The sequence below is a fragment of the Streptomyces sp. NEAU-174 genome (genome assembly GCF_052665095.1).
The window spans coordinates 69,581-95,942 of the sequence record NZ_JBQTCE010000016.1 but is presented as its reverse complement, the minus strand read 5'-3'; the positions used below and the strand labels follow the sequence as shown (position 1 = coordinate 95,942).

Sequence of the window (26,362 nt, the reverse complement as noted above, 5' to 3'; positions counted from 1 at the left end):
GCACCGGCTACCCGGGCCCTCAGAGCAGTGCTTCGGGAGTGATGGGCAGCTCGCGGATCCGGCGTCCGGTGGCATTGAAGACCGCGTTGACAATGGCGGGTGCCACTCCGACGATGACGACCTCACCGAGTCCCTTGACGCCGATCGGGTCGGCCTCGAAGTCCTCGCCCTCGATGTAGATCGCCTTCATGTCGGGCATGTCGGCGTGGGTTGGCACGAGGTAGTCGGCGAGGTTGGCGTTGACGATCCTGCCGTCGCGGTGGTCGGTGACCGTGTGCTCGAGCAGGGCCTGCCCGATACCGCCGGTCATGGCCCCGATGGCCTGGCTGTCGGCGAGTCTGGGGTTGATGATCCGGGCGGCGTCGTACACGCCGACCATGCGCCGGACTCGCACCAGGCCGAGGCGGGCGTCGACGGCCACTTCGGCGAACGTCGCGGCATAGGCGTGGAAGGCGAACCTCTCCGATTCCGGCGCGCCGGCGTACGAGCCGAGCGCTTCGAGGTGGGTGCGGTCGTTGCGGGCCAGGAGCAGCTGATACGTCTCCCCGCGTGTGGGCTGGTCCTTCACGTACAGTCGGCCGCCACGTACCACCACTTCGGTGGGGTCGACGCCGTACAGCGGTGACTCCTCGTCCTTGACCGCAAGGGTGATCGCCTGCTTGCGCAGCTTGTCGCAGCCGTCCTGGACGGCGGATCCGACACTGGCCATGGTCCGCGAGCCGTGGTGGCCGGGGGCCGTGGGCATGAGGGAGTCGCCGAGCCGGAAGGTCACCTGGCGCATGGACAGGCCGAGGGCATCGGCGGCGACCTGAGTCATGGACGTGGCCGTGCCGGGGCCCATGTCGGTGGTCGCGGACTGGACGAGGGCGGTGCCGTCGGCGTCGAGCCTGACCGATGCCTGGGCCGCGCTGCGCGCGGTGTCGTAGACACCGGCGGCCATCCCCATGCCGATGAGCCAGTCACCGTCGCGCGTCGAGCGGGGCTTGGGGTTGCGCCGGTGCCAGCCGAACTCGCGGGCGCCCTCGCGGTAGCACTCGCGGAGGCGGCGGGTGGAGAACGGCAGCCTGGTGGACTCGTCGTCGGCGGGTTCGTTGCGCAGCCGTAGCTCGATCGGGTCCACGCCCAGTTCGTGAGCGAGTTCGTCCATCGCCGTCTCGACACAGTAGGTACCGCTGGAGTAGCCGGGACCACGCATGAACCACGGCGAGTTCACGTCCAGCGGGACGTGCCGGTACACCTGGCGGACGTTGGGCGTGCTGTAGAGCATCCGGCCGGGTTCGAGCACGGCTTCGCTGTGCGTTTCGTAGCGGGAGGTTTCGGCACGGACGTCGTGCGTGGACGCGGTCAGGCGGCCCCGCCGGTCGCTGCCCAGTCGCAGGGCGTATTCGTATGCTGGCCGGGACCCTACGCCGAAGTACATCTGTCGGCGGGTGAGAACGAGTTTTACGGGACGCTTCACTTCGCGGGCGGCCAGGGCCGCGATGGAGGTGTGCACGTGGGTCCGGCCACCGCTGCCGAAGCCGCCGCCGACGGCCGGCGAGATGACGCGTATCCGGCCCGGCGGCATACCGAACTCACTGGCCATGGTCGCCAGGGTGCCGCCCACCCACTGGGTCTTCTCCCAGAGGGTGAGCTTGTCACCCTCCCAGTGGGCGACGGTGCTGGCCAGCTCCATCGGGTTGTGATGGTTGCGGGCCATCCGGTACGCCAGATCCAGCTTGACATCGGCGGTCTCCAGGGCCGTGTCTGCGTCGCCGCGCGCATAGGTCTCGGGGTTGTCAGCAGGGTTGGCGGTGCTGATGTTGGTCGAGGGAGGCTGGACATCGTAGGAGACCTTCACCAGGCTCGCGGCGTGCTGTGCCACTTCCAGCGTGGTCGCCACGACGACCGCGACGGGCTGTCCGAAGAACTGGACGCGGTCGTCCTGGAACGGGCGCAGCGGCTTACCCGGCGGGAGTGTTCCTTCACGAGGCGGCAGCTTCGGCGCGTTGAGGTGGCTGATCACCTTCACGACACCGGTCTGGGCTTCGGCGGGGCGGGCGTCGATGCCGGTGATACGGCCGCGTCCGACATGGCTGTCGACGATAACCGCGTGCACGACCCCGTCGGGGTTGTTGTCTCCGGCGTACTTCGTTCGTCCGGTGACCTTCAGTCGTGCGTCGACGCGGGGCACCGGCGCACCGACTGCTGCCTGTGGCTGGCTCATTCGGTGCCTCCTACGGTGTTCAGCTGGCGTTCGATGGTGCGTTTCAGTAGCTCGGTCTTGAAGCCGTTGTGCGTTAGGGGGCGGGCGCCGTCGGCAGCCTGCGCGGCGGCCTCGGCCCACAGCCGGTCGGACGGGCGTTCGCCGATGAGGTGGCGCTCGACGGCGGGCAGCTTCCACGGCACAGTGCCCACACCGCCGGCGGCGACCTTCGCCTCGCGGATGACGCCGTCGCGGATGTGCAACGCGACTGCGGCGGAGGTGAGCGCGAACTCGTAGGACTGCCGGTCGCGCACCTTGAGGTACCCGGACCTCAGTGGCCGCGGGTGGGCCGGTATCTCCACTGCGGTGATCAACTCACCTTGGTGTAGGGCTTGTTCGCGGTTCGGAGTGCTGCCCGGCTGGAGCAGGAAGTCGGCGAAAGACACGATGCGCGCACCGTCTGGCCCCAGCAGATGGATGGTGGCCTCCAGAGCGGCGAGGGCGACCGCGAGGTCGGAGGGGTGCGTGGCCACGCAACTGTTGGAGGTGCCGAGGATCGCGTGGGTGCGGTTATAGCCGCGCAGCGCGGCGCACCCGGAGCCGGGCTCGCGTTTGTTACAGGCCGCGGTCACGTCCCGGAAGTATGTGCACCGGGTGCGCTGCATGATGTTGCCACCGATGGTGGCCATGTTCCGCAGTTGGGCGGACGCGCTCAGCTCCAGCGCCTGCGAGATGACGGGATACAGGGCGCGCACTTTGGGGTGGGCGGCAGCCTCGGACATACGGACCAGGGCGCCGATACGCAGCCCCCCGCTCTTGGTGGCGGTGATCTCGCTCAACGGCAGGGCACTGATGTCGACCAGCGAACCAGGACGCTCGACGGTCTCCCGCATCAGATCGACGAGGGTGGTGCCGCCGGCGATGTAACGCCCCCCGTTCCGACCGGCGTTGAGCGCCTCCCGTGTGTCCGCGACCTTGGTGTAGGTGAAGGGATGCATGAGAGTCGGCCCTCACTTCCTTCCGGCGGTCTGTTCGACCGCTCGCACGATCTTCACGTAGCAACCGCAGCGGCACAGGTTGCCGCTCATCCACTCCCGGATTTCCTCCGCCGAGCCCGTGTGGCCCTCCTGGATGCACCCGACCCCGGAAACAATCTGCCCCGACGTGCAGAAGCCGCACTGGAAGGCGTCCTGGTCGATGAACGCCTGTTGCAGCGGATGCAACTGGTCACCCTTCTCCAACCCTTCGATCGTGGTCACCTCGGTACCCTCCAGCCGCACCGCCAGCGTTAGGCAGGAGTTGACACGTTGCCCGTCGACCAGGACCGTGCAGGCGCCGCAGGCACCGGCGTTGCAGCCCTTCTTGGAACCGGTCAGGCCCAGGTGCTCGCGCAGCATGTCGAGGAGCGAGGTGCGGTTGTCGATCGCGACGGTGTGCCGGACACCGTTGACCGCCAATGAGACGCGGCTGCTGGGCACCGCCTCGGCGCCGGGCGGAGGCGATCCGGCGACCAGGCCACCGGCCACGACCGCTCCCCCGACGGCCGTGCTCGTGGCGATGAAGGTACGCCGGGACGGCGCGGAGGAGGACACAAGAGGGTCGGCAGGGGAAGTCACGGCTGGGTCAGGTCGTTCGGTGGGCATGTCCACGCTCCCTTGGTGCGGGTAGGGGTGGCCGTGAAGAGCGAACCGATGGTCGCGTCGATCGCGGGAACGCACCGGTTACTCAAACGGGCTGTTCCAGGTAATGAGTGGTGGTTATGGGGCATCATGGCGGATGCGGCGGCTTAGAGGGGTGTCGAGCAACGGGGCCCGTACGGATGGCATGGCATCCAAGGCTGCGTCAGCCGTGTGCTGTTCGAGGGTGAGGCTGTCAAGCCGATCCGTCAGCCGGGCCATCAGGACGCTCTCACGGTCGGCGGCCGGAGGTCGGGCACAGGCGATACTGACACCCGAGGAGTCACAGGCGATCAGGGCAAGGGTTCGGGGCACCCACCCAGCCTCCACCATGTGACTCGTGCACATCCAGAGGTTGTTGCACCATGCATGTTTAATAACCGTTGCGGCACACGTCCGTGCAGGTTGGCGCGGCGCAAGGCAGAGTAGGCGCTCTCGTGCTGTCAGGTAGGGGCGCATTGCTACGCCGCACCCCCTCAGAACCGGACGGGCGGCGCTAGCCGCATCCGGCTCAAGCAGGCCCTGAAGGCCCACGGGCAGCCAGGATGGCTGGTCACCGTGGTTCACTACCGCCGCGCCAGCGGTGGCAGTGAACGTGGGTGAGTCGGTGACGGGATCGTCGGACTGGCTTCCGTCCGGTTCGGCGGTGAGCGCGTTCGCGCGTACCGCCGTCCGGATCGCCCGCAGCCACTGCTCCCATTCCTGGGGGCTCTGCGGCTGGCGGCCGCACAGGCGGTCGCCGAATACCCATCGGTCCTGCCGGGACTCGTTGAACCGGCCGAAGTATCGGATGTCGCCCCGCCGTTCGGTCTATTCGGGTGTGTGCGCCGGGCCCACTTGTAGACCAGCCTCCACACGTGGTTGTCCAGCGAGGTGAACACCTCGCTGGAGACCACCCTGTAGGTGCCAAAAACCTCATCCGAGCTGGTCATGACGGGCGAGCGCTGCGGTGGACCCGCCGACCTCGTTGCCGACCCAGCCTCTCCCCCACCAGCATGGTGGAGTGCTGCTGCGACTGCTCTACCTGACCTTGACGAACGTGTTCACCTTGACACGGCTCCTGCCGCGGAATGAGCACGACAAAGACGCCGAGATCCTGGCCCTACGCCACCAACTCACGGTGCTGCGCTGGCACCGTGACCTGCTGCGCCGCCGCCACGCGAAGGCATCCCGCCCCAAGCGCCCGGGACGACCTCCGTTCGTCCAGCCTCAGGGCGTACGGCGTGGCCCGGCCACCACCAGGCCGCGCAAAGCCGTGGATCGGCGAAGGTCCTGCTCCAGCCCGTGAAAGCCTCGTTGGAAGCGATCGCGATGCTGCTCTTCTCGTCACGCGTAGTGAGACCTGGAAGAGCATTTCCGCGCCACGGTGGCCAGTTCGAGATAGCCCAGCTCATCGATTTCGAGAAGGTCGACGCCTCCGCAGCGGGTGAGGGCTTGCCGAGCTGCTTGTCGTCTGCCGCTTCCACCAGCTCGTTCACCAAGGATGCGGCCGTGATGTAGCGGACTCGTTGGCCGGCCAACGCGGCTGCGGTGCCCAGCCCAATCGACAGGTGTGACTTGCCGGCGCCCGAGTCCCCGCAAGCGACCTGGTCGACCTCGTACGGTGCACTCCATCCGGATTCTGGTGCTGCGTCTGGCGAGGGAGAATCCACACCTGGGACTACAGGCGTCTGCACGGCGAGCTGCTCGTGCTGGGTGGGAGGCGGCCGCGTCGGCCGTCTGGAAGATCTTGAAGGATGCCGGTGTCGTGGGTGGCGCAAGCGGCGACGAAACGAATCTGGGCATGGACCTCGAAGACGTCGGATGCCGGGCACGATTCATCACTGACCTGCGCGGATGAGGTACTCGGCAGGAGCACCGCTCAGCCGCGCCCGGACGTCGAGCGCCGGACCGCAGATCCTGCACGCCCGGGCGACGAACGCTCAGCGCCTCCACGTGCTGGTCACGCGGCGACGATGCCCTCCATGCCACCCTTCTCCGCGGAGAACTTCGGCAGGCCTTCAGTGACCCTGGTGACCAGGGTCAGCTTGCCGTTGGCCGCGACCCGGAATCCGTCGATGTTGCCGGTCGTTCCGTTCTGTACGTAGAGGAACGCCCCGTCGGCGGAGGCTGCCATGTCGATCGTGCCACGGGAGTCGGCCGACAGCGGCACCGCCTGCTTGGCCACCACGCTGACCTTCCCTGCCGAGTCCACGGAGTACGCGGTCACCGCTGAATTGCCGGTGCTGGCACCGTAGAAGAAGCCGCCCGCGGCCTGGATCCAGCACAGCGTGTTCTGCCCGTTCGGCACCGCGGCCGTCACAGTGGTCAGCTTTCCGCCGGCGCCGACCTCGTAGGTGCTGACCGTCGATTTCTCGGCCTCGGTGACGAACAGCCGGCCACCCTGGTCGAAGGTGAAGCCGAAGGGGACGTTGCCTGCCGACTTGTTGGAGACGGCCTTCTTGGCGAGGGTGCCGTCGGCCGCGACCGGGAAGACCTCGATCGTGTTGGTCGACTTGAGGGTCACGGCCAGGTTTTCGCCGTCGGGCGTGAACGAAACCTGGGCGGGGTTGTCGGTGAAGACCGGGACAGCAGGGCCCTTGACCCCGAGCAGGCGCTTCGATCCGGGTATGGCCTTCAGCCCCTGCGCGGTGATGTTGAAGCCCTGCACCGACGCTTCGCCGCCACCGTTCAATACATAGGCGGTGTCGCCGTACACCGCGACCGACAGGGGGAAGTCACCTCCCGAGGAGACCGACTGGCGGTTGGAGAGCTTCTGGCCGGAGACGCCGAACGAGGTGACCGAACCACTGCCCGCGTTGACACCGATCAGCAGGTGATGCCGCGCGTCATAGACCAGGGAACCCTGCGAAGCGAGCGCGTCGGTGGGCGCACCGGTGGCAACCGCGCCCTTGCCTCCGGTCTTGTAGTTGCCGACGGCGGTCAGCTTGCCTGTGCCGGAACGCTTGAACGCGTGGATGGTGTTGCCGGACACTTCGTTGCCCTGGACGAACACCGCGTGGTCCGCACCGGTGGCAGCGGCCTTGGTACTGGACGCGGCGCCCGGACGATGTTCCTCACTGGCGTTGGCCAGGCTGAACGTCGTCACGGCGGCCGCCACCGTGGTCACTGCGACCGAGAGGCCGATCACGCGGCTCTTCGTATAGGACCTGCGACGCCTGCTCATTACGCGTATGCCTCCTGTGTGAACGGTGTGTCGGCAACCATCCTGAGAAGCGAGGCGGGAAGGCAGCGGTGATTCGGTCAGCACGTCATGACTTCGTAAGAACCCGGGCGACCGGCTCGGCGATCGTAAATCCCCTGGTCAGCCACCGTACTGCAGTAAGTGCACCCTTCAGGGAAGCCGGATCGATACCGGAGGCAGTCAAGATCTTCCAGACCGTGGAGGCGCCGATCCCGCGGCCCAGCCGCACGAGCTCCCCCTTGATCCTGCCCACCCCCAGCGCGGGTTCTCCCGTGCCGGCCGCAGCACCAACTCCTTCACGACTTCCGCTGTCGCCGGTCGGCCCGGCCTCCTCCAACACTCGCTGCAGTCCCACCTGCGTGCAACGAGACGTCGATGCCAACCCAGCAACGTCCCCGGTGTCACAGGGAACACGTGCGCCCAGAAACGCCGGGGTATCAACGAGGACAATCCGCGAACCGCAACCGGTCCGCCCACTGAGAGGGCGGTAAGTGACGTGCTGCCCGCTTCGAGCTGGCAGCTGGGGCTGTCGGGCTGGTGGTGGCCACTTCGGGTGACTATGGCCGTGGCTGGGTGAACAACCCTGCTCGGGCTCGGTCAGGATCCCGCGTTCGACCAGCCGCTTGAGCTTCAGCTCTCGCGCAGCCGACAGTCCACGCGTCATGATGATCGACCGTGCTACTGCGACTGGCCTACCTGGGAGTGACCAACACGTTCGCGCTGCTGCGCCTGCTGCCGAAGAGCGACCGGGACAAAGATGCGGAGATCCTGGCCCTCCGTCATCAGATCACAGTGCTCGAGCGCCAACTCGGTGGTGATCGAGCACGGTTCACGCCGAGCGATCGGGCGTTCCTGGCGGCGCTGCTGCACCGGATGCCGTTGCCCGCCCTGCTGCGTGTGCGATTGCTCGTGCGTCCTGACACGGTGCTGCGCTGGCATCGCGACCTCGTCAAGCGCCGTCATGCCGCTTCATCTCGGCCCAAGCGACCCGGTCGGCCCCGTACCGTGCGCTCCATCCGGATTCTGGTACTGCGCCTGGCGAGGGAGAATCCGCAGTGGGGGTACAGACGGCTGCACGGCCAGTTGCTCGTGCTGGGGGTGAAGGTGGCCGCCTCGACCGTCTGGAAGATCCTCAAGGATGCCGGCGTCGATCCGGCGCCCGACCGGAGCTCCAGCACGTGGGCCGACTTCCTGCGGTCCCAAGCCGACGCCCTCCTGGCCTGTGACTTCCTTGAGACGGTCGCCCTGTCCGGCACGCGGATGTACGCACTCGCGGTGATCGAACACAGCAGCCGTCGCATCCGGATCCTGGGCGCCACCGCACACCCGACCACCTCCTGGGTGACACAAGCAGCGAAGAACCTGGTCATGGATCTCGAGGATGTCGGCTGCCGGGCACGATTCATGATCAGAGACAGGGACGGGAAGTTCCCCGCCCTGTTCGACGCTCTTCTCAAAGACACGGGCATCGAGGTCGTCCTCACCGGCATCCACATGACGAGAATGAACTCGATCATGGAAAGGTGGGTGCAGACCTTCAGACACGAACTCCTGGACCGGACCTTGATCTGGAACCAACGCCACCTCCTCCACGCCCTACGGGAGTTCGAGGAGTTCTACAACTCCCATCGTCCGCACCAGGGCATCGCGAACACCCGACCGCTACACCCACTACCCACACCAATCGACGATCCGGAGAAGCTCAACCACCTCGACTTACGACGCCACGACCGCCTTCGCGGCATCCTCCACGAATACAGACATGCCGCGTGACCTGCACGGACGAGGTATTCGGCAAGCGCACCCTCCACGGCCTCGTGCTCGGTGGTGGTCTCGCTCATCAGGCGTCTCCTTGATCATCGGATCCGCCGTCTATTGGACACCCCCTCCCGACGTGGGAGCTGTCATGAAAAGGCCTCTGCGTCCTTCAATCCGGGATAGACGTCGACGGAGTGGAGCCAGGATCACCCCGGCTCCCCTCCAGGTGCGGGCACTGTAGGTCTTCAGCGATTCACCCTGGGTTCGTGGCATGTCCCATCAGGTGCGGGTCCAGCGTTGGTTGCTGCCGTTCGAGCAGGAGTAGAGCTGGACCAGGGTGCCATTGGCGGTGCCGCCTGCGACGGCGTCGAGGCAGAGGCCGGACTGGACACCGACGATGGATCCGTCGGAGTTGAGGCGCCACTTCTGGTTGTCGCCACCCCAGCAGCCGTAGATCTGGACCTTGGCACCGTTGCCGGTGCCGGCGGCGTCCAGGCACTTGTCGCCGTAGACCCTGAGCTCGCCGGCGTCGGTGTACGTCCACTGCTGGTTGGTGCCGCTGTGGCAGTCCCACAGGTTGACCTGGGTGCCGTCGGTGGTGCTGGTGCCGGGCACGTCCAGGCAGCGGCCCGAACCGACACCCTTGATCTGTCCGGAATCCGCAGGGGGCGTGGTGGAGCCGCCGTTGAGTGCGCCCAGGACAGCGGTGTAGGCGGGCTTCTTGCTGCCGTTACCGTTGAACAGCAACGGCGTCTGCTCCGCTCGCCAGGAGTCGGTGTCGCGCACACCCCAGACGGTGATGCCGAGGCAGCGCGGAACGGCCAGGCAGTCGTTGGTCACGTTGGCGTAGGTCGTGGCCGGGGCGCCCTGGATGTCGAGTTCGGTGAGGGCCACGTCGACACCGAGGGCGGCAAAGCTCTGAAGGGTGGTGCGGAAGTTGCTGTTGTACGGGCTGTCGTTGTTGAAGTGCGACTGGAAACCGACGCAGTCGATCGGCACGCCGCGCTGCTTGAAGTCCCGGACCATGGCGTACACGGCCTGGGTCTTGGCCCAGGTCCAGTTCTCGATGTTGTAGTCGTTGTAGCAGAGCTTGGCGGCCGGGTCGGCGGCGCGCGCGGTGCGGAAGGCGACCTCGATCCAGTCGTGGCCGGTGCGCTGTAGGTTGGAGTCGCGCCGGGCTCCCGAATTGCCGTCGGCGAACGCTTCGTTCACGACGTCCCACTGAGCGATCTTGCCCTTGTAGTGGGCCATGACGCCGTTGATGTGGTCGATCATCGCCTGGCGCAGTGTGCTGCCGCTGAGGCTCTGCATCCAGCCGGGCTGCTGGGAGTGCCAGGCCAGGGTGTGACCGCGCACCTTCTTGCCGTTCTGCACCGCCCAGTTGTAGACGCGGTCACCGGCGCTGAAGTTGAACTGGCCCCGCTGCGGTTCGGTGGCGTCGATCTTCATCTCGTTCTCGGCCGTCACCATGTTGAACTCACGGCCCGCGATCGTCGTGTACGCCGAGTCGCCCAGTCTGCCGGAGGCGATGGCGGTGCCGAAGTAGCGGCCGCTCTGTGCCGCCGCGGCGCCGAGCGTGCTCTCGGCGGCGTGTGCGGTCGGCGGCGTGACCAGTGCGGCGACCGTTGCGAGGACGCTGACGACCAGCGCCAACAGCAGGCCGCGGAACTTCCGGCGGCTAACCGGTCTGGGAAGGGCATACGAGCCCATGACTGTGCCTCCAAGTAGGAATCACGGAAGGAATGCAGGCGCAGGGGGTGCCTCGTCCGCTCCCCCTCGGCGGACGGACACCGGAACGTGACGGGGGTGGCGCAGGCTTTGGTGCGCGGAACTGTCGTGCGGTACCGACACGGTTCGAGATCTCGAACTATGACCGGCTTCTCAGGCAGGGATGATTGAGGCATTGACGATGACTCGTCAATACTCCTCGCAGAAGAAGTTTCCGTTCCTCGTCCGAAAATTTCCGGACCCCGGTGAGCCCGACAGCGAACCCCCGGCGTCGCCGGAGGCGCTATTTGTGGACAGATCGGCGACAGACCTTGACCAAAGGGCCCAACATTCCTAGCTTGTGGCGCCAGAGCATCCGGAATTTCTTCGTAATGTTCCGTGATTGCTCCTGCCCCCGGGCACGTCCGCTCCGCGGTTCATCGGGGTCACGTCACCACCGCCCCCAAAGGAGGCCCTCTGATGTGGTTTCGCCACCCGCCCCCGGCCCGTCCAAGACGCTTACTCGCCGTCCTTGCGCCTTTGCTGCTCGTGGCCACCTTCCTCGGTGCCCAGCCCGCCGACGCGGCGACCGTAGACCCCAACGCCTCGTATGTGCTGGTCAACCGCAACAGCGGCAAGGCCCTGGACGTCTACAACATGGCGACCGGCGACGGCGCCCGCATCACCCAGTGGACCAGGAACGATCAGAACCAGCAGCAGTGGCAGTTCGTCGATTCCGGGGGCGGCTACTACCGCATCAAGTCCCGCCACTCGGGCAAGGTGCTGGACGTCTCCAACCGGTCCACCGCGAACGGTGGTTCGATCGTCCAGTGGGCCGACCTGAACGGCACCAACCAGCAGTGGCGGCTGGCCGACAGCCCGGATGGCTACGTGAGGCTCATCGCGCGCCACAGCGACAAGGCCCTCGAAGTACAAGGTGCCTCCACCGCCGACAACGCGAACGTCGTCCAGTACGACGACTGGGGCGGCACCAACCAGCAGTGGCAGCTCGTCAAGGTCGGCGGCAACGACCCCGGCGCGTGCGATCTTCCATCGACCTACCGGTGGACATCAACGGGCGCGCTGGCGCAGCCCAAGCCGGGGTGGGTCTCGCTCAAGGACTTCACCGTCGTCCCCTACAACGGCAGGCAACTCGTCTACGCGACGACGCACGACACGGGGACGACATGGGGTTCGATGAACTTCGGCCTGTTCACCAACTGGTCGGAGATGGCATCGGCCGGCCAGAACACGATGTCGGCTTCCACCGTCGCGCCCACGCTCTTCTACTTCGCGCCGAAGAACATCTGGGTGCTCGCCTACCAATGGGGTGGCACCGCCTTCTCCTACCGGACGTCGAGCGACCCCACCAACCCGAATGGCTGGTCGTCCCAGCAGGTGCTCTTCTCCGGAAGCATCTCCGGCTCCGGAACCGGGCCCATCGACCAGACGCTCATCGCCGACGGGACGAACATGTACCTGTTCTTCGCCGGTGACAACGGCAAGATCTACCGGGCCAGTATGCCGATCGGGAACTTCCCGGGCAGCTTCGGCACGAACTCGACAGTGGTCATGAGCGATACGACGAACAATCTGTTCGAAGCCCCGCAGGTCTACAAGCTCCAGGGCCAGAACCGCTACCTCATGATCGTCGAGGCGATCGGCTCGCAGGGCCGCTTCTTCCGCTCGTTCACGGCCACCAGTCTGAACGGCTCGTGGACGCCCCAGGCCGCGACCGAGAGCAATCCCTTCGCCGGCAAGGCCAACAGTGGCGCCACCTGGACCAACGACATCAGCCATGGCGAACTGATCCGCACCAGCCCCGATCAGACCATGACCGTCGATCCCTGCCATCTGCAGTTGCTCTACCAGGGTCGCAGCCCCAACTCCGGCGGCGACTACGGCCTCCTGCCCTACCGTCCGGGTCTGCTGACTCTGCAGCGCTGACGGCGTGACACGAGTCGAGACGGTGGGGGTGAGCGGGGTCGGGGACCGGCGCGGTGGCTGATGCACCGATTCCGGTCCCCGGCCTCCTCAGGAGTGCTGTGTGCCCGGCATCGTGTCCCAGAACGCGCACTGGTGTTCCGTCGAGTACCGGTCGTTGTCGATCAGGGCACTTCTGCCCCCGGCCCGCAGCGACAGCATCAGGCCCTTGCCGCTGTGATAGCCGGGCCAGACCATCGAGCGGAGCCCGCACCCGCCGATCCCCGCGACACTCCCCGAGTCCGTCATGATCCCGCCGACGAGGTACGCCGCGGTGTACCGGTCGGACGTATCGGGCCAGGGGTAACGGGCGAGGACCTCGTCGGCGCGGGCGCCGGCGAGCTTCTGGACGAAGGCGAGGCTCGCCGTCGATGGTGACCTCACCGGGGTTGCCGCCGAAGGCGGCTATGTTGCGCTGCACCCAGCGCAGCGCGGCCTGCTGGTCCATGAACCCGTAGTTGCCGGACTCGCCGCCCTCCTCGGTGAGGGCGGGCGAGCCGAGGAAGCCGAAGGCGCCGAGCCGGTAGTTGAGCGAGACGCCGATGACACCCGTCTCCTTGACGAGCTTCGACTCGTCGTTCTGCGAGCCGCTGCCGTTGGTCAGACCACCGCCGTGGATGAAGACGTGCACCGGAAGACGGGCGCCGGCCCGCACGCCCGAGGGCCGCGGCGGTTCCAGCGCAGGGAGCCGGTGGGCGCCGCCGCGTAGGGAATGCCGAGGAACCTCTCGACACCCTTCGAGGTGGCGCCGCGCACGGCGCCCTTGTCGGTGGCCACCGCGGTCGGCGCCGTCGCGGAAGCCGTCGCGGGCAGCAGCCCGACGACAGCGAGGGACATGACCAACGCACCGCCCAGGGAAGTACGGATTCTGCTGGCAGTCATGGATGGGGACGTCTCTGGCCGGGTGCCGGCCGCACGGTGCGGCCGGCACCCTTGGTGGTGGAGGGGGAGGAGCCGGGCCGGGGCCGGCCCGGCATCAGACGCCGCTCGTCACCCGGCCGATGTCGCGAGCCGGGCGGTCAGCGGGTGACCTCGACGCCGCCGTGCAGGGGGAGCGTCCGTGACGAGGAGCCGACCCACACCTCCCGGTGCCCGGTGCCGAGCTCCCAGGCGTGGGAGGAGGTGTTCCAGTACTTCAGCTGCTGTGCGTCGACCTGGATGCGTACGGACTTCGACTGACCGGCCCGCAGATGCACCTTCTGGTAGCCGCCGAGCGAGCGCACCGCCTGGGGCGCGGTGCTCTTCGGGCTCGCACCGACGTAGACCTGGGCGACCTCGTCACCGTCGCGGGTGCCGGTGTTCTTCAGCGTGAACGAGACGGTCAACGTGCCGTGGCTCTGCCGAACCGCGAGGTCGCGGTAGGCGAAGGAGGTGTACGACAGGCCGTGGCCGAAGGGGAACAGCGGGGCGGCCTTCTCCTTGTCGTACCAGCGGTAGCCCACGTAGATGCCCTCGGAGTAGTTCTCCTGGTTGTTCACTCCCGGGTATCTGAGCGGGTCCCCGGCGACCGGTGTGGCGGACTCGCTCGCGGGGAACGTCTGGGTGGTCTTGCCCGACGGGTTCACGTCGCCGTAGAGCAGGCGGGCGGTGGCCTCGGCCCCGTTTTCCCCGGGGTAGTACGTGTCGAGCACCGCCTTGACCTTGGACAGCCACGGCATGGTGATCGACGATCCCGTGTTGAGGACGACGATCGTGTTCGGGTTGGCGTCGGCGACGGCGGAGATGAGTCCGTCCTGGTCGGCCGGCAGGGAGAGGTTCTTCCGGTCGGCGCCCTCGGTACCGTCGTCGTGGGCGAAGACGATGGGGGTCTTCACCTGGCGGGCCAGGGCCACGGCCTGCTCCCGGGCGCCCTGCGCGGCCTGCGGGGTGACCCAGTTCAGCCGGATCTTGGCCGGTGCGCCCTGGATGGCTTGGGCGTTGGCCGCGAAACGGTGCGTTCCCGCCGTGAGGTGCACCGTGGCGCTGCTGGAGCCCAGGAAGCCGGTGATGACGCTCTTGCCGTCGATCTTCAGCGCGCCGTACGCGGCGGGAAGGTCGTAGACGAAGGAGTAGTCGCCGTCGGCCGGCACCGTGAGGGTGCCGCTGTAGTCGAGGGGGGCGGCCGGGGTGACGGTGATCGTGCCGTCCGAGCCGGCCGGCAGGGCGGGGCTGAGGGCCGTCGCGGGAATGGGGGCGCCGGTGGTGTCGACGCCGGCCGCGTAGCGCACCGTGGCCTTCCGGCCGGCCCGCTGCGTGATGGTGTCCAACGGCGAGGCCGCGGAGTCCGGTACGACGTTGGAGCTACCGCCGCCGGTGACCTTCGGTGTCTTCGCGGTCGGGCCGATGAGCCCGATGTCGGTGTCCTCGTCGGTCAGCGGAAGCGCCTTGCCGGTGTTCTTCAGCAGGACCGAGCCGGACTCGGCCACCTGCTGCGCGACCTTGGCGCCGCCCTTCGGGTCGCGTGCGGGCCGCCGGCCCGCGGCGCCGTCGAGGAGACCGAATCGGTTCATCTGGCCCAGGATGCGGGCGACCGAGTCGTTGAGCTCCGAGACCGGAATGGTGCCGTTCGTGATCGCGGTCTTCAGCTTGTCGCCCAGAAAGACGCCGCTCGGCATCTCCTGGTCGAGGCCGTTCACGATGTCGGTCGTCGCGTGGGTCGCGCTCCAGTCCGACATGACCCAGCCCTGGAAGCCCCACTGCTCTTTGAGGATCGAGTTGAGCAGTTCGTCGCTGCCGCAGCCATGACTGCCGTTCACCGAGTTGTACGAGCACATCACCGCACCGGCGCCGGCCTTGACGGCGGCCTCGAAGGCGGGCAGCTCGATCTGACGCAGGGTCTGCTCGTCGACGTTGACGTTCACCCCCATGCGGTTGTCTTCCTGGTTGTTCTCCGCGTAGTGCTTGACGGTGGCGATCAGGCCCTGGCTCTGAACGCCACCGATCTCGCCGGACACCATGCGGGAGCTGAGCAGCGGGTCCTCGCTGAAGGTCTCGAAGTTCCGCCCCGCGTACGGCACCCGGATGATGTTCGTCATCGGTGAGAGCAGGACGTCCTGGCCGAGCGCACGGCCGTCGCGCCCGATGACCTGGCCGAACGTACGGGCCAGTCGGTCGTCGAAGGACGAGGCGAGCGCGACCGGCGCCGGCATCGCGGTGGCGTGCGCGTTGACCCGGACGCCCGCCGGACCGTCGGTGAGCCGCAGTTCGGGGATGCCGAGGCGGGGAACCCCGGGGATGTATCCGGCCTGGCCGAGGGCACGGGGATCGGTGCCTCCATGAACGAAGGACAGCTTCTCGTCCAGAGACATCCGGGCGATGAGGGCGGCGACGCGGGGAGACACGCTGACGGTGCCCCGAGCGTCACCCGCGCCCACGCCCGAGGCGCCAGGGGCCGCGGCCGTGCCCGCGGCGAGGAGCATCGCGCTCGCTCCCGCGATCAGGGCCGTGCGGCGCAACCGGCCTCTGCTGCGACGTCGTACCGATGTCCGATTGAACTCCATGCGAACTCCTCACCAACGAAAGTAAGAGCCAGTCGATGACACGTCGTTCTCGTACGTCTGGGCCCATGCGACGGGTGGGCTCACTGCGCGCGGCCCGGGCCTGCCGTAGGAGCTCCCGCGACCGGGCCTCGAATTGCGCCTTTGGCAGATCGTTGGCCCAGTCTCCGCGGCTGACCGGTGCACCGGCGGCCTCGAGCGCGTTCATCAGTGTCCAGGTACCGGGGTTGCCGAACCGGCTCTCCCGGTAAGGGACGACCGGGTCGTCGACGGAGTGGTCGGCCCATATCGGAATGTGCGTGATCCTCTCCATAACGGCCGGGTCGCCCCACCCGGCCGTGGGCCCGTGCCGTCGGGTCCGTCCATGGGACGGGGCAGAGGGATCTGCGGAGAGAGGACGAACGCGGGGTCGCGGCGCTGTCGTTCCGGCTTGGCGAACGTGACCGCGATCCGGTTGGAAGTGAGCTGGGTCATGTCGTTGTCCGCGACTTCGCCACCGCCGTACAGGGTTCCGGCTCGCGAACGGACCAGCCTTGAGCACCAGTTCACCTCCCGGGTTGCGCACGTCCGCGACCTGTCCCCCGGCCGTCCGGGATCGGATCGGTCGTCCACTTCGGCGACGGCGTTGGGGTAGACCCGGGTCACCGTGCGAGCCGCTGTCTGCTTGCCCACACCGGACTCCCGGAAGCAGGCGGCACGTTGTGGGCCCGAACGGCACGTGCGGTGTCCGCGGCCGACGGAGGCTCCGCTCGGGCCCGGGACGCCGGTCACAAGGAGAAAGCACCGGCCACCACTGCACCGACGGTCATGACGGGGGTGGTGGCTGAGCCCAGGGCTGCCAGCATGGCGACGCTCGCTTTCTCGGGGACGGCCCTCGGCGGCGGTGGGCGGGCTGGTGGGACAGACCGAGGTGTTACGCGAGAGTGTCGAAGCACCAACGGATCCGTGTCCAGCATCAAACCGAGATCTGTTCATGCGATACGCGCATCAATTCACGCAGGTGCGCCCTGTACTCGTGGGCCGTGGACCACCTTGCGTCAACTGGCGGCGTTACACGGCCGTCGCCCGGGCCGCGCCCTCGACCGCGGCAAGCAGCCGGGCGACCTGAGCGGGGTTCGGGACGCAGCACGCCGGGAGCCGAGTACACAGCCTCCGGTTCGACGAAGGCTGGCGTAATGGTGGCCAGAGCAACTGCCGGAATGCAGGTGACTTCCGGGGATCGTAGGAGCCCCGACGGCCTCTCCGCCACCGATAAAGCCACCGCCACCGCTCCCGAGCACACCTGAGCGGCAAGGGCCGCGGCGGCCCCCGGCGCAGGCCCTGTCCTCCTCACTGCGCCGCAAGCCGGTGTTCTTCCAGTCTCTACGGGCAGAGCCGCCCCCGGCTTCATCGAAGTGATGAGCGACGGCCGCGCCGAACAGCAGACCCTGAACGACACGACGCCACACCGGCGCATTCGTCCGCTTTCATGATCCGGGCCCGTAGCACGTGTGCCACCAGCAGACGAAGAACCTGCTGGTGAGCTACTCGCCGAAGAAGCTGGGCTTCTTCCGGAGGGGCCACGTTGGTTGCCTGGAGGGAGTTCAGTCCCCTCCAGGCAACCTCAGGCTCGAGGGCGGCGCCAGGCCCGCACGATGCCCTTGCCCGGCCCGGCGTGTCAGTTCTCCAGGTGCCAGCGCTGGTTCGTACCGCCCGTGCAACTCCACAGCTGTACTTTCGTCCCGTTGGCGGTCCCCTGACCGTTGGCGTCCAGGCAGAGCCCCGACTGCACCGCTGTGATCGTGCCGTCGGGATTGATGTTCCACTGCTGATCTGCCTGCCCGCTACAGTCCCAGATCGTCGCCGGGGTGCCGTTGCCCGTCTGGCCGGAGCTGCCCAGGCACTTGTTGCCGTAGACCACCAGCTGCTTCCCAGCGGTGTGGGTCCACCGTTGGTTGGAGCCGCCATTGCAGTCCCACAGTTGTGCCTGCGTGCCGTTGGCCGTGGTGGAGTTGTTGATGTCGAGGCAGCGCCCCGACTGCTGGCCGACGATCTCCTGGTTGCCGGAGGGCGCTGGCGGATTCGAGCCGAACTGTGTGAAGAACTGCCATACCGCTGCCGACGTCCAGGTGCGCCAGCCGCCACCGGTGGAACCGTCTATGGGACCGGGGTCGTGGCCCGCTCCGTCGAACGCGGCCCAGACGACGGGGTATCCGGACCTGCATCCGGAGTAGGTGGTGATGATGTGGGTCAGGCTTCCGTAGGACGGCTCGGGCGGGTTCTGCGGGGTACAGCCGTTCGTCCGGACGAAGGTGTCGCGCAGTTGCCGTCCCGACGCGATGGGCAGCACGTTGTCCCTGAGGCCGTGCAGACCCATGTAGGCGATGGGCTGGTTGCCCCCGTCGCACCCGCTGAGGTTCGCGCCGGAGTAGACCGCGACCGCGCGGAAGACCGTCGCCCGCGAGCAGGCCAGGGCGTACGACATCGCAGCGCCATAGCTGAATCCGGCGGAGAACACCTGGGTGGTGTCGACGCACAGACCCGCTTCGATCTGGCTGACCATGGCATCGACGAAGGCCACGTCCTGGCCACCGGGGTTGGCCCAGCCGTTGCCATTGCCCTGGGGCGCGACGAAGATCGTGCTGTTGTTCGCGTCCGCCAGGCGCCGCAGACCGTAGTAGGACCAGTTGTACCCGTCGCTTCCGCCCGAGTCGACGTCGCCCGCCGTGCCGCCCCGCCAGTGGAAACCGAAGATCAGTCGGTAGGCGTGGTTGCTGTCGTAGCCGGCAGGAATCCGCAGTATGTAACTGCGGGTCTGGCCGCCGACCTGCATCGTGTGCGTACCACTCGTCAGCTCTGGGGCCTTGCCGCACCCGGCGGTCGCCCGGACGGCGCCGGTGGTTGTGGCCGACGCGGGCGTGCCGAGGCTGCTGCTGAACGAGGTGCCCGGGGCTGCCAGGACGAGAAGTACGGCAGCCGCGATGGACATGAAGAGGCGTTTGGGTTTCATGTACTCCTTCTTCCGGAAGTTTGCCGCTGTGGCCGCTCAGGCCCCGGTGATGGTCCATTCGTTGTTGGTGCTGGAGTTCGGTGTCCACAGCACCGTGGTCGAGCCGACCGTGGTACTGCCGCTGCCGTCGAGGGCGGTGCCGGTGCCTCGGTTGACGATCTGGTAGCGGTTGCCACCGAGGCTGCCCAGCTGCCACTGCTGGTTGTCCCCTCCGTTCCATGCCTCCTGCCGGGCAGGAGCGCCGTTGGCGGAATCGCCCCAACTGTCGGCGGCCATGCCGTTGGTGCGGTTCATGATGCGGTAGTAGCCGTCATCTGGGTCTGCGTACCCGGCGTCGTGGACGCGCCCGGCACCTCCAGGCACCTGCCCGCACCCACCGCGCGCAGCGCACCCGTCGTGTTGCCACCGCCGCCGCCCACCCCGTAGCCGGCGGCGGTGATGGCGGCCTGCACGGCGTTCTCGGTGGCGTCGGAGGGGTAGCCCGCCGTCATCGCGCCTTCGAAGAACTCGCCGGTGCCCGAGACACTGTTGTCGCCCCCGGTGCCGAGCAGGACCGAACTGTCGAGCTTCATCGGTGAGTAACCGCCGGGCAGGGGACCGGAGAAGGTGGTGGTCAGGCCGCCGGAGGCGCCGTTGCCGTATTGAGGGTGAAGTTGCTGGTGCCGTTGTTCTTCAGCCACGCGCTGACGAACGGGTAGTGCACACCGGTGTTGTTGGGGTCCTTGTTGGAGCCGGTGTTGGTGTGGTGCATGCCGTTCTCCAGATCGGCTTCGACCCACGGGCCGTTGCCGGTGCACCCGTTGAACCAGCAGGCGTTGCCCCAGTAGATGGCGTTCATGGTGGCGTTGCCGGTGTCGGTGTGGGAGTTCTCCCCGCTGCCGTAGTCGAAGCAGCAACTGGTTCGTGTAGTTCGACGACGTCACCATGTAGATGCCTTCGGGCTGGGAACCGGTGGCCACGCCCTTCGCGTGGTCGATCCGGTAACCGACACCTTGCTTGACCTTGACGCCGAAGACCTGGTGGCCGGCCGCGGTTACCGGCAGGGCCATGGCGTCCGCCCCGATGTCGGATCCGCCCGGGCCAGGGCCTTTCCAGAAGCCGCCCCAGGAGATCGGCAGGTCGTTGTGCTCGGTGGTCTGGTCGTAGATCTTGGTGATCGTGCACGACGTGCCCGAGCAGAACGAGACCTGGGAAGCCGCGTCGGCGTATCCGCCCGCGCTGAACACCGCGATGTCGCGGTAGCTGTGATCGGAGGACCGCTGGATCTGATACAGCGGCCCGTTGTACGACGCGAAGAGGGCCCTGGTGGTGACAAGGAGCGCGGCCTTCCGTCGACTTCGCCGGGGAGGGACGGCAGGTTCGATCATGGCGACCTCCTCTGTGGCGGTGCCGCCCCACGGCGGCGCCGAAGCTGCCAGTGGTCGGTGCGGAGGCCCCCGGCCGTCCGGGGCGGGCAGGCCCCGCGGGAGGGCCCGGCCGGTGCCGGGCCGGGGCACGGAGGGGGACTCACCCCAGCGTCCAGCGCTGGCTGCTGCTGCCGTTGCAGGTCCACAGCTCGGCGAGGGTTCCGTCGGCCGTGGCCCCTCCGGCGACGTCCAGGCAGAGGCCGGACTGGACACCGGTGATCGTGCCGTTCGAGTTCAGCGTCCACTGCTGGTTGGTCTGGCCGTTGCACGACCAGATCTCCACCTTCGTCCCGGGGCTGGTCCGGTTGTCGTAGGCGTCCAGGCACATCTGGCGGCTGCCGGAGTAGACGGTGAGCTGGTTGGAGGTGGAGTGCGTCCAGGTCTGGTTGTCCCCGCCGTGGCAGCTCCAGATCTCCACCTGGGTGCCGGCGGTCGTGGTCGAGTTCGGCACGTCCAGGCACTTGTCGGCACCCACCGCGTGCAGCGCGCCGGTCACACTGGTGCCGCCGCCACCGCTGGTGCCGCCCGCGACGCGGTACATCACCGTGCCGTGTGCCGGCACCGAGGCGCTGATCGTGCCGGAGGTGGTCGAGGACACTCCCGACCACAGGTCGGTCAGCGTATAGGCGGACGTCCCGGTCTTCCCGATCGCGGCCGCGGTGGTGGTGATGGTCGCCGTCGAGCCCGTCTCGTTGAACAGCGCGACCGACACGTCCCCATTGGCCAGCGGCTTGGCCAGCACGTCCAGGCCGCCCGAGGAGGAGACCATGGCGCCCTGCTTGCCCAGGGGATCCTGGTCCACCGCGATCACCCGGGAGTTGGTCAGCGTGGACAGGGTGTCCGCACTGGCCGAGGGGATGTTGGTGCCCGCGATCAGCGGCGCGGCCATCTCCGCCCACAGACTGAACTCGCTGCGGCTCTCGGTGACCGTCAGTGAGCCGTTGCCGACCTCCAGCATGTCCGGGTCGTTCCAGTGGCCGGGGCCGGCGTAGGAGGCCAGCCCCACGTTGCTGTGGAAGATCGACAGCATGCTGGAGAAGCTGGCGTTGATGTCCCCGGTGGTGCGCCAGCTGTTGCCCACGTCCGCGCCCCAGCTCCACACGTTCTCCTGGCCCCAGTTGCAGAGGCTGAACAGGATCGGCCGGCCGGTGGCCGCCAGGGCGTCACGCATCACGGTGTACCGGGTGCGCGCGGGCGCCCCTGTGTTGTTGCAGTTGTCGTACTTCAGATAGTCCACGCCCCAGGAAGCGAACGACCGCGCGTCCGTCGTCTCGTGCCCCAGGCTGCCCGGATACCCGGCACAGGTCGCGGTGCCCGCGTCCTCGTAGATCCCCAGCTTCAGCCCCAGCGAGTGCACGTAGTCCGCGGTGCCCTTGATGCCGTCCGGGAACTTGGCCGGGTCCGGCACCAGGCGGCCGCCGGAGTCGCGGCTGTGGGTCATCCAGCAGTCGTCGATGTTGACGTACGAATAACCGGCCGCCTGCATGCCGTTGGTGTGCATCGCCTGCGCGGTGGACTTGATGAGCGACTCGGAGACGTTGCAGCCGTACGCGTTCCAGTCGTTGAAACCCATCTGCGGGGTCAGCGCGAGCCCGTTGCCGAGTGCGGCGGCGGGTTGCGCCGTTCCGAGGGAGACGAGGGGGACGACCGCGGTGAGCAGCACGACCGAGACGATGAGCGTCAATGTTCTGCGCAAGGACATCCGCGGGGACGGCGACAACCGTCGCCTGGCTCTCGCAGTGGACACGGGCATGATTCCTCACTACTGGGCCGGGTTACGGAAGGAGGCGGGGCGGTTCGATCCAGCCCGCCGCGTCCGCGGCCTGGACCCCCGCGTTGAAGGCGTCCGCCATCTTGCGGTAGCCGTTGTCGTTGGGGTGCAGGGAGTCGGCCAGGTCCGCGGCGGTGAGAGCGCTCATGTCCACCAGGCGTACGTGCTTGCCCGCGGCCTGCTCGGCCCGGACGATTTCGGGGAGCTTGGCGTTGAACGCGGGCCGGTGGGCCTCCTCGGTACCGCTGGTGGAGACGATCAGGGTGCCGACGAGGACGGTCGCGCCGGGCGCGTCCCTCGTGATCTGGCCGATGAGCGCACGGAGCCGGTCGGGGGCGGTCGGCACCTGATAGTTGCCGTTGAGATCGTTGGTACCGATTTCCAGGGTGACCACGTTCGGCCGGTACCGGGCCAGCACGGAATCCGCGATACCTGCTATCTGGTCGATCCGCCAGCCGGAGTGGCCTTCGTTGTCCGGATCGGGCATGGACCCGTTGCGGCCCGAGCCGACGAAGTCCACGGCGTGCCCCTCGGCCGCCAGCCGGTTCCACAGGAGGCCCCGGTAACCGTTTCCTGACGGGCTGCCGACGCCCCAGGTGATCGAGTTGCCCAACGGCATCAGCCGCAAGCCGGTGGGCGCGGCGGTCCGCGCAGCGGGGGGTGGTGCCTCGGTGCTGGTGGCGGCGGTCGCGGGTAATGCGGCGGCCACGCAGAGCGCGGCCGTCAGCGCCGCGGCCAAGGGGACCGAGTACTTCTTCATCAGCGTTCCTCACTGGTGCGGGACGGTGGGTGGGGTGAACGAGCCGCCGGTCCGTGCGGGCCTGTCGACGCCGCCCGGCGTCGACACGGAATTCCTGCCGGGTCCGGGCCGATCGGGAGCGAGGGCCCGAGCCGGTCAGCGGGGGGTGAAGTCCTGGTTGCTCTGCCCGTTGCACGTCCACTGGTCGATCGCGGCGCCCGCGCTGGTGGAGTTGCCGTACACGTCCAGGCACAGGCTGTCGCTGCCGATCACCAGCTGGTGGTAGCCGGTGGGGAAGCCGCCACCGCCGCCCGACGACTGGACGCCCGCCTGCTGGATGACCTGCCGGGCGCCCTGCGGCCAGTTGGTGCCGCCGACCAGGACGTTGCCGGTGAGGACGTTGTTGTGCGGAGGACCGGTGGCCACGTACGTGTTGCCGCCGTTGTACCAGTTGCCGGAGAAGGTGCTGTCGTCGGTGTGGTTGTTGCCGTACATGTAGTTGTCGCTGATCGCCGAGCCGGGGCTCGCGGACAGGCTGTAGATGCTGCCGCCGTCGAACATCGCCTTCTTGGTGTCGAAGACCAGGTTGTGGGAGACGGTGTTGTTCTTCAGCGTCGTGGGCGTGCTGTACACGGGCTGGTAGGCGTACGTTCCCCGGTTGACGTAGTCCTGGCTGCCGCCCGGGTCGTTGATGCCCCAGCCCCAGCCGATGTCGATCCCGTCGTAGGGAAGGTGGTCGCATTGGTTGTGGGTGATCGTGGCGTTCGTGACGTAGGTGGACAGGATGCCCGCGGTTTCCTTGTCATCGGTGCCCACCCCGCTCACCCGGTTGTTGCTGACGGTGATGTCATGGTTGGTCATCTGCGGGTTGCCGGGGTGGTGCGCGTCCGGCTGGATCCCCCCGACCTGGATGCCACTGCCGGCGATGTCGGTGAACGTGTTGCCGGTGGCGGCGGAGACCTGTACGGCCGCGGGCATCTGCACCCAGTGGTTACGGGTGGCCTCGAGCCGGCGGGCTCCTGTCACGACCGGCTGCTGCCCGGACACGCCCTGGTAGGTGATGGTGTGGCCGTTCTGGCCGCCGTCGCCGGGGCCGAAGGCCAGCGGTTCGGACAACCGGTAGGTCCCCCCGGCCAGGTGGACCACGACGTCCGAATCGGCCGAGAGCTGGTGCGCGGGCCGCTGCGCCTGGTCGATCGTCGCGAACGGCCGCTCGGCGGTGCCGTCCCCGCCGGGATCCGCGCCCGGAGCCACGTACAGGACGGCGGCCGGCGCGTGGCGCTCGGCGGGTACGGCGAACGTGGCCCCGGCCGTGGCCAGGCTCCCGGCCAGTAGGGCGAGCACGGCTACGGGGGCGGCCCAGAGGCCGCGGAGCGCTCTGGCTCCGGACATCGTCATCCTCCAGTGGTGACGCGTGTGGACCTGGTGGTGCCGGGGCGGTGTGACGTCGTTCGCCGTCGAAGCCGTCTGCATGACGCGCGCCCTGGTCGGGGCGAGGAGGTCAGGTCAGTCGAGATTCCATTGCTGGTTGGACCCACCGTTGCACGGCCAGAGTTCCGCCAGGGCGCCGTTGGCGGTGGAAGCGCCGGTGACGTCGAGGCAGAGTCCGGACTGGGTGCCGGTGACGGTGCCGTCGGAGTTCAGCTGCCACTGCTGGTTGGCGCCGCCGTTGCACGGCCAGGTCACCACCTTGGTGCCGGCGGACGTCTGATTGTTGTACGCGTCCAGGCACATCTGGCTACTGCCGCTGTAGACGGTCAGTTGGCCCGAGGAGGTGCGGGTCCACGTCTGGTTGGCGGCGCCGCCGCAGTCCCAGATCTGTAGCTGGGTACCGGCCGTGGTGGACGAGTTCGGCACGTCCAGGCACTTGCTCGCGCCCATCGCGTGCAGCGCGCCCGTGCTCGTCCCGCCGGAGGAGTTGCTGTATCCGGCCGCGGTGATGTTGGCCTGGACCGCGTTCTCGGTGGCGTCCGACGGGTAGCCGGAGGTCATCACGCCCTCGTAGAAGGTGCCTTGGGCGCCCTTGCTGTTGTCGCCGCCGATGCCCAGGATGATGGCGCCCTGCTTCCGCATCGGGTTGTAGCCCGGGACGTTTGGACGCGGTCCGTCGTAGAAGGTGGACAGGCCGCCGGACTGGGCGTTGCCCCCACGGATCGCCCAGTGGTTCGGGCCGCCCTTGATGATGGCGGTCGTGTACCGGTGGTTGATGGTCGGGTCGCCCGCGTTGTAACGCTGGTTCACCCCGGAGAACAGGCCGTTCTCCAGATCGGCCATGATCCAGGGGCCGTTGCCCGAACCGTAGCCCCAGACCCTGATGTTGCCGAAGTAGATGGCCTCCATGGTGCCGTTGCCGTCGTCGTTGCTGTCCGTCTCGGCGTTGCCGTAGTCGAAGCAGCATCCGCCGTTGTAGTGCGTGCCGTCGAAGATCGCGTACATGCCCTCGGGGTTGTCCCCGGTCGCGATGCCGTTGGTGCGGTTGTTGCGGTAACCCGTGCCGGGCGCCACGAAAACGCCGTAGGCCTTGTGGCCTCCCACCATGGTGGGCGCGGCGGTCGCGTTCGCGAGGTTGTCGGGGCCGCCCGCGGCACCGCCGCCGGGCGCCTGGGTGAGGTTGTTGCCGCGTCCGGACTGGTCATAGATGGTTGTGATGAGACAGGTCGTCCCCGAGCAGAACGAGTCCTGGGCGGCGGCGTCGGCGTATCCGCCCGCGCTCAGGACGCCGATGTTCCGGGTGCTGTTGTCCGAGGCACGCCGGACCTGGTAGAGCGGCCCGTTGTACGAGGCGTACAACGCTCGCGTCGTGCTGTGCGCCGCCACGCAGGGTGTCCCGCCTGTCGCGTAGATGTCGCACGGCCCGGACGTGTCAGCACGGGCCGTACCCGCCGTGGCCGTGGCGCCGACAAGCGCCCCGGCGACGAACACGGCCGCGGCTCCCGCCCGGGCGAACATTGTCGCCGCTGAGCCGGGTGAGCGCGTCGGCAGAGGGACGTGTGCCCGGCCCGGCACGCGGCCCGGCCTGCCACCGCGCCCTACCGCCGCGAACAACCGTCGCACGCCCCCGCGCACGGACAGCGGGTGGCATCTTGTGCGCATGGTTCTCATCTGATCTCCCTACCGTGCCGGCGCGACCCGATCGGGTCGTCTGTGGTGGCGCTGACAATCCGGAAGCGCTTGAAAGTGCCGTTTCCGCAGCGAGATTGCAGAGAGGGTTCGGGGGGAGACGGTGCTCCCGGCTTCGTGGACTGTCAAGAGTGCGGAGTCACTTGTTGCGAACCTTGTCGCGGAATCGATTCAACGGCCGATTCCGGCAGTTCGGGACCGATCGGGACGCTCGAACAGTCCCGGGGCGACGGCAGGCGATGGGCGGCCGGTCTTCCCATCGGGCGGGCCGCGCGGGCCTGCCCGACGGCGGGCCGCCGGATTATGGGTGACTGCCCATCATGCGGTTGAGCAGGAACGCAGCCGCCAAGCTCATGTGGCGAAGAGCC

17 protein-coding genes and 4 pseudogenes are annotated in these 26,362 nt (G+C 67.9%); 4 read left to right on the top strand and 17 right to left on the bottom strand.

Going from position 1 to position 26,362, the window contains the following annotated elements; all coding sequences use genetic code 11:
- Window positions 1-19 precede the first annotated feature (19 nt).
- The 3 genes from ACT2CW_RS37260 to ACT2CW_RS37250 are packed head-to-tail and all read right to left on the bottom strand — an operon-like array spanning window position 20 to window position 3,828.
- Window positions 20-2,206 carry a xanthine dehydrogenase family protein molybdopterin-binding subunit gene (locus tag ACT2CW_RS37260; RefSeq protein WP_445519766.1) on the bottom strand — a complete coding sequence of 729 codons (2,187 nt, stop codon included), beginning with the start codon at window positions 2,204-2,206 and terminating at the stop codon, window positions 20-22.
- Window positions 2,203-3,183, bottom strand: coding sequence for an FAD binding domain-containing protein (locus ACT2CW_RS37255; protein WP_432045452.1), 981 nt, complete (start codon window positions 3,181-3,183; stop codon window positions 2,203-2,205). The genes ACT2CW_RS37260 and ACT2CW_RS37255 overlap by 4 nt, the downstream gene beginning before the upstream one ends.
- Window positions 3,184-3,195: 12 nt before the next feature.
- Window positions 3,196-3,828, bottom strand: a complete 633-nt coding sequence (locus ACT2CW_RS37250) for a (2Fe-2S)-binding protein (protein WP_445519765.1) — start codon at window positions 3,826-3,828, stop codon at window positions 3,196-3,198.
- Between the two features lie 1,036 nt (window positions 3,829-4,864).
- On the opposite strand from ACT2CW_RS37250, the gene ACT2CW_RS37245 reads away from it, so the two are divergent.
- The gene (locus ACT2CW_RS37245; RefSeq protein ID WP_445519902.1) at window positions 4,865-5,149 is read left to right on the top strand and encodes a hypothetical protein; all 285 of its coding nucleotides are present in this window, start codon (window positions 4,865-4,867) and stop codon (window positions 5,147-5,149) included.
- A gap of 13 nt (window positions 5,150-5,162) precedes the next feature.
- On the opposite strand, the pseudogene ACT2CW_RS37240 reads toward ACT2CW_RS37245, so the two are convergent.
- Window positions 5,163-5,399, bottom strand: a pseudogene (locus tag ACT2CW_RS37240) (IS21-like element helper ATPase IstB); the annotation flags it as partial.
- A gap of 41 nt (window positions 5,400-5,440) precedes the next feature.
- On the opposite strand from ACT2CW_RS37240, the pseudogene ACT2CW_RS37235 reads away from it, so the two are divergent.
- A pseudogene (locus tag ACT2CW_RS37235) lies at window positions 5,441-5,608 on the top strand (integrase); the annotation flags it as partial.
- A gap of 195 nt (window positions 5,609-5,803) precedes the next feature.
- On the opposite strand, the gene ACT2CW_RS37230 reads toward ACT2CW_RS37235, so the two are convergent.
- The gene (locus ACT2CW_RS37230) at window positions 5,804-6,961 is read right to left on the bottom strand and encodes a lactonase family protein (RefSeq protein ID WP_445519764.1); all 1,158 of its coding nucleotides are present in this window, start codon (window positions 6,959-6,961) and stop codon (window positions 5,804-5,806) included.
- 759 nt (window positions 6,962-7,720) lie between these two features.
- Between ACT2CW_RS37230 and ACT2CW_RS37225 the strand changes: the two genes are divergently transcribed.
- Window positions 7,721-8,818, top strand: a complete 1,098-nt coding sequence (locus ACT2CW_RS37225; protein ID WP_445519763.1) for an integrase core domain-containing protein — start codon at window positions 7,721-7,723, stop codon at window positions 8,816-8,818.
- A gap of 264 nt (window positions 8,819-9,082) precedes the next feature.
- On the opposite strand, the gene ACT2CW_RS37220 is transcribed toward ACT2CW_RS37225, so the two are convergent.
- A complete protein-coding gene (locus tag ACT2CW_RS37220; RefSeq protein ID WP_445519762.1) occupies window positions 9,083-10,513 on the bottom strand; it encodes an endo-1,4-beta-xylanase in 1,431 nt (476 codons plus the stop codon).
- A gap of 477 nt (window positions 10,514-10,990) precedes the next feature.
- Here ACT2CW_RS37220 and ACT2CW_RS37215 point away from each other — a divergent pair, with 477 nt between their 5' ends.
- The gene (locus tag ACT2CW_RS37215; protein ID WP_445519761.1) at window positions 10,991-12,457 is read left to right on the top strand and encodes a non-reducing end alpha-L-arabinofuranosidase family hydrolase; all 1,467 of its coding nucleotides are present in this window, start codon (window positions 10,991-10,993) and stop codon (window positions 12,455-12,457) included.
- 87 nt (window positions 12,458-12,544) lie between these two features.
- On the opposite strand, the gene ACT2CW_RS37210 is transcribed toward ACT2CW_RS37215, so the two are convergent.
- From ACT2CW_RS37210 to ACT2CW_RS37160, 11 genes and pseudogenes are all read right to left on the bottom strand, one after another.
- Window positions 12,545-12,877 (bottom strand): hypothetical protein, encoded by a 333-nt coding sequence (locus ACT2CW_RS37210; protein ID WP_445519901.1) that lies wholly within the window; start codon window positions 12,875-12,877, stop codon window positions 12,545-12,547.
- Between the two features lie 37 nt (window positions 12,878-12,914).
- A pseudogene (locus tag ACT2CW_RS37205) lies at window positions 12,915-13,124 on the bottom strand (carboxylesterase family protein); the annotation flags it as partial.
- The gene (locus ACT2CW_RS37200) at window positions 13,094-13,375 is read right to left on the bottom strand and encodes a carboxylesterase family protein (RefSeq protein ID WP_445519760.1); all 282 of its coding nucleotides are present in this window, start codon (window positions 13,373-13,375) and stop codon (window positions 13,094-13,096) included. The gene ACT2CW_RS37200 and the pseudogene ACT2CW_RS37205, both read right to left, overlap by 31 nt.
- 137 nt (window positions 13,376-13,512) lie before the next feature.
- Window positions 13,513-15,972: a beta-glucosidase gene (locus tag ACT2CW_RS37195; RefSeq protein ID WP_445519759.1), complete on the bottom strand. Its 2,460-nt coding sequence runs from the start codon at window positions 15,970-15,972 to the stop codon at window positions 13,513-13,515.
- A gap of 1,654 nt (window positions 15,973-17,626) precedes the next feature.
- Complete coding sequence (locus tag ACT2CW_RS37190; RefSeq protein ID WP_445519889.1) at window positions 17,627-18,937, bottom strand: ricin-type beta-trefoil lectin domain protein; 1,311 nt, start codon at window positions 18,935-18,937, stop codon at window positions 17,627-17,629.
- Window positions 18,938-18,994: 57 nt separating this feature from the next.
- A complete protein-coding gene (locus ACT2CW_RS37185; RefSeq protein WP_445519758.1) occupies window positions 18,995-19,252 on the bottom strand; it encodes an RICIN domain-containing protein in 258 nt (85 codons plus the stop codon).
- Window positions 19,249-20,325, bottom strand: a complete 1,077-nt coding sequence (locus ACT2CW_RS37180; RefSeq protein ID WP_445519757.1) for an arabinofuranosidase catalytic domain-containing protein — start codon at window positions 20,323-20,325, stop codon at window positions 19,249-19,251. The genes ACT2CW_RS37185 and ACT2CW_RS37180 overlap by 4 nt, the downstream gene beginning before the upstream one ends.
- A gap of 139 nt (window positions 20,326-20,464) precedes the next feature.
- Window positions 20,465-22,066 (bottom strand): glycoside hydrolase family 27 protein, encoded by a 1,602-nt coding sequence (locus tag ACT2CW_RS37175; protein WP_445519888.1) that lies wholly within the window; start codon window positions 22,064-22,066, stop codon window positions 20,465-20,467.
- Window positions 22,067-22,154: 88 nt separating this feature from the next.
- Window positions 22,155-22,895, bottom strand: a pseudogene (locus ACT2CW_RS37170) (SGNH/GDSL hydrolase family protein); the annotation flags it as partial.
- 135 nt (window positions 22,896-23,030) lie between these two features.
- A complete protein-coding gene (locus tag ACT2CW_RS37165) occupies window positions 23,031-24,266 on the bottom strand; it encodes an RICIN domain-containing protein (protein ID WP_445519756.1) in 1,236 nt (411 codons plus the stop codon).
- A gap of 114 nt (window positions 24,267-24,380) precedes the next feature.
- On the bottom strand, window positions 24,381-25,823 hold the full coding sequence (locus ACT2CW_RS37160; RefSeq protein WP_445519755.1) for an arabinofuranosidase catalytic domain-containing protein: 1,443 nt from the start codon (window positions 25,821-25,823) through the stop codon (window positions 24,381-24,383).
- Window positions 25,824-26,362 lie beyond the last annotated feature (539 nt).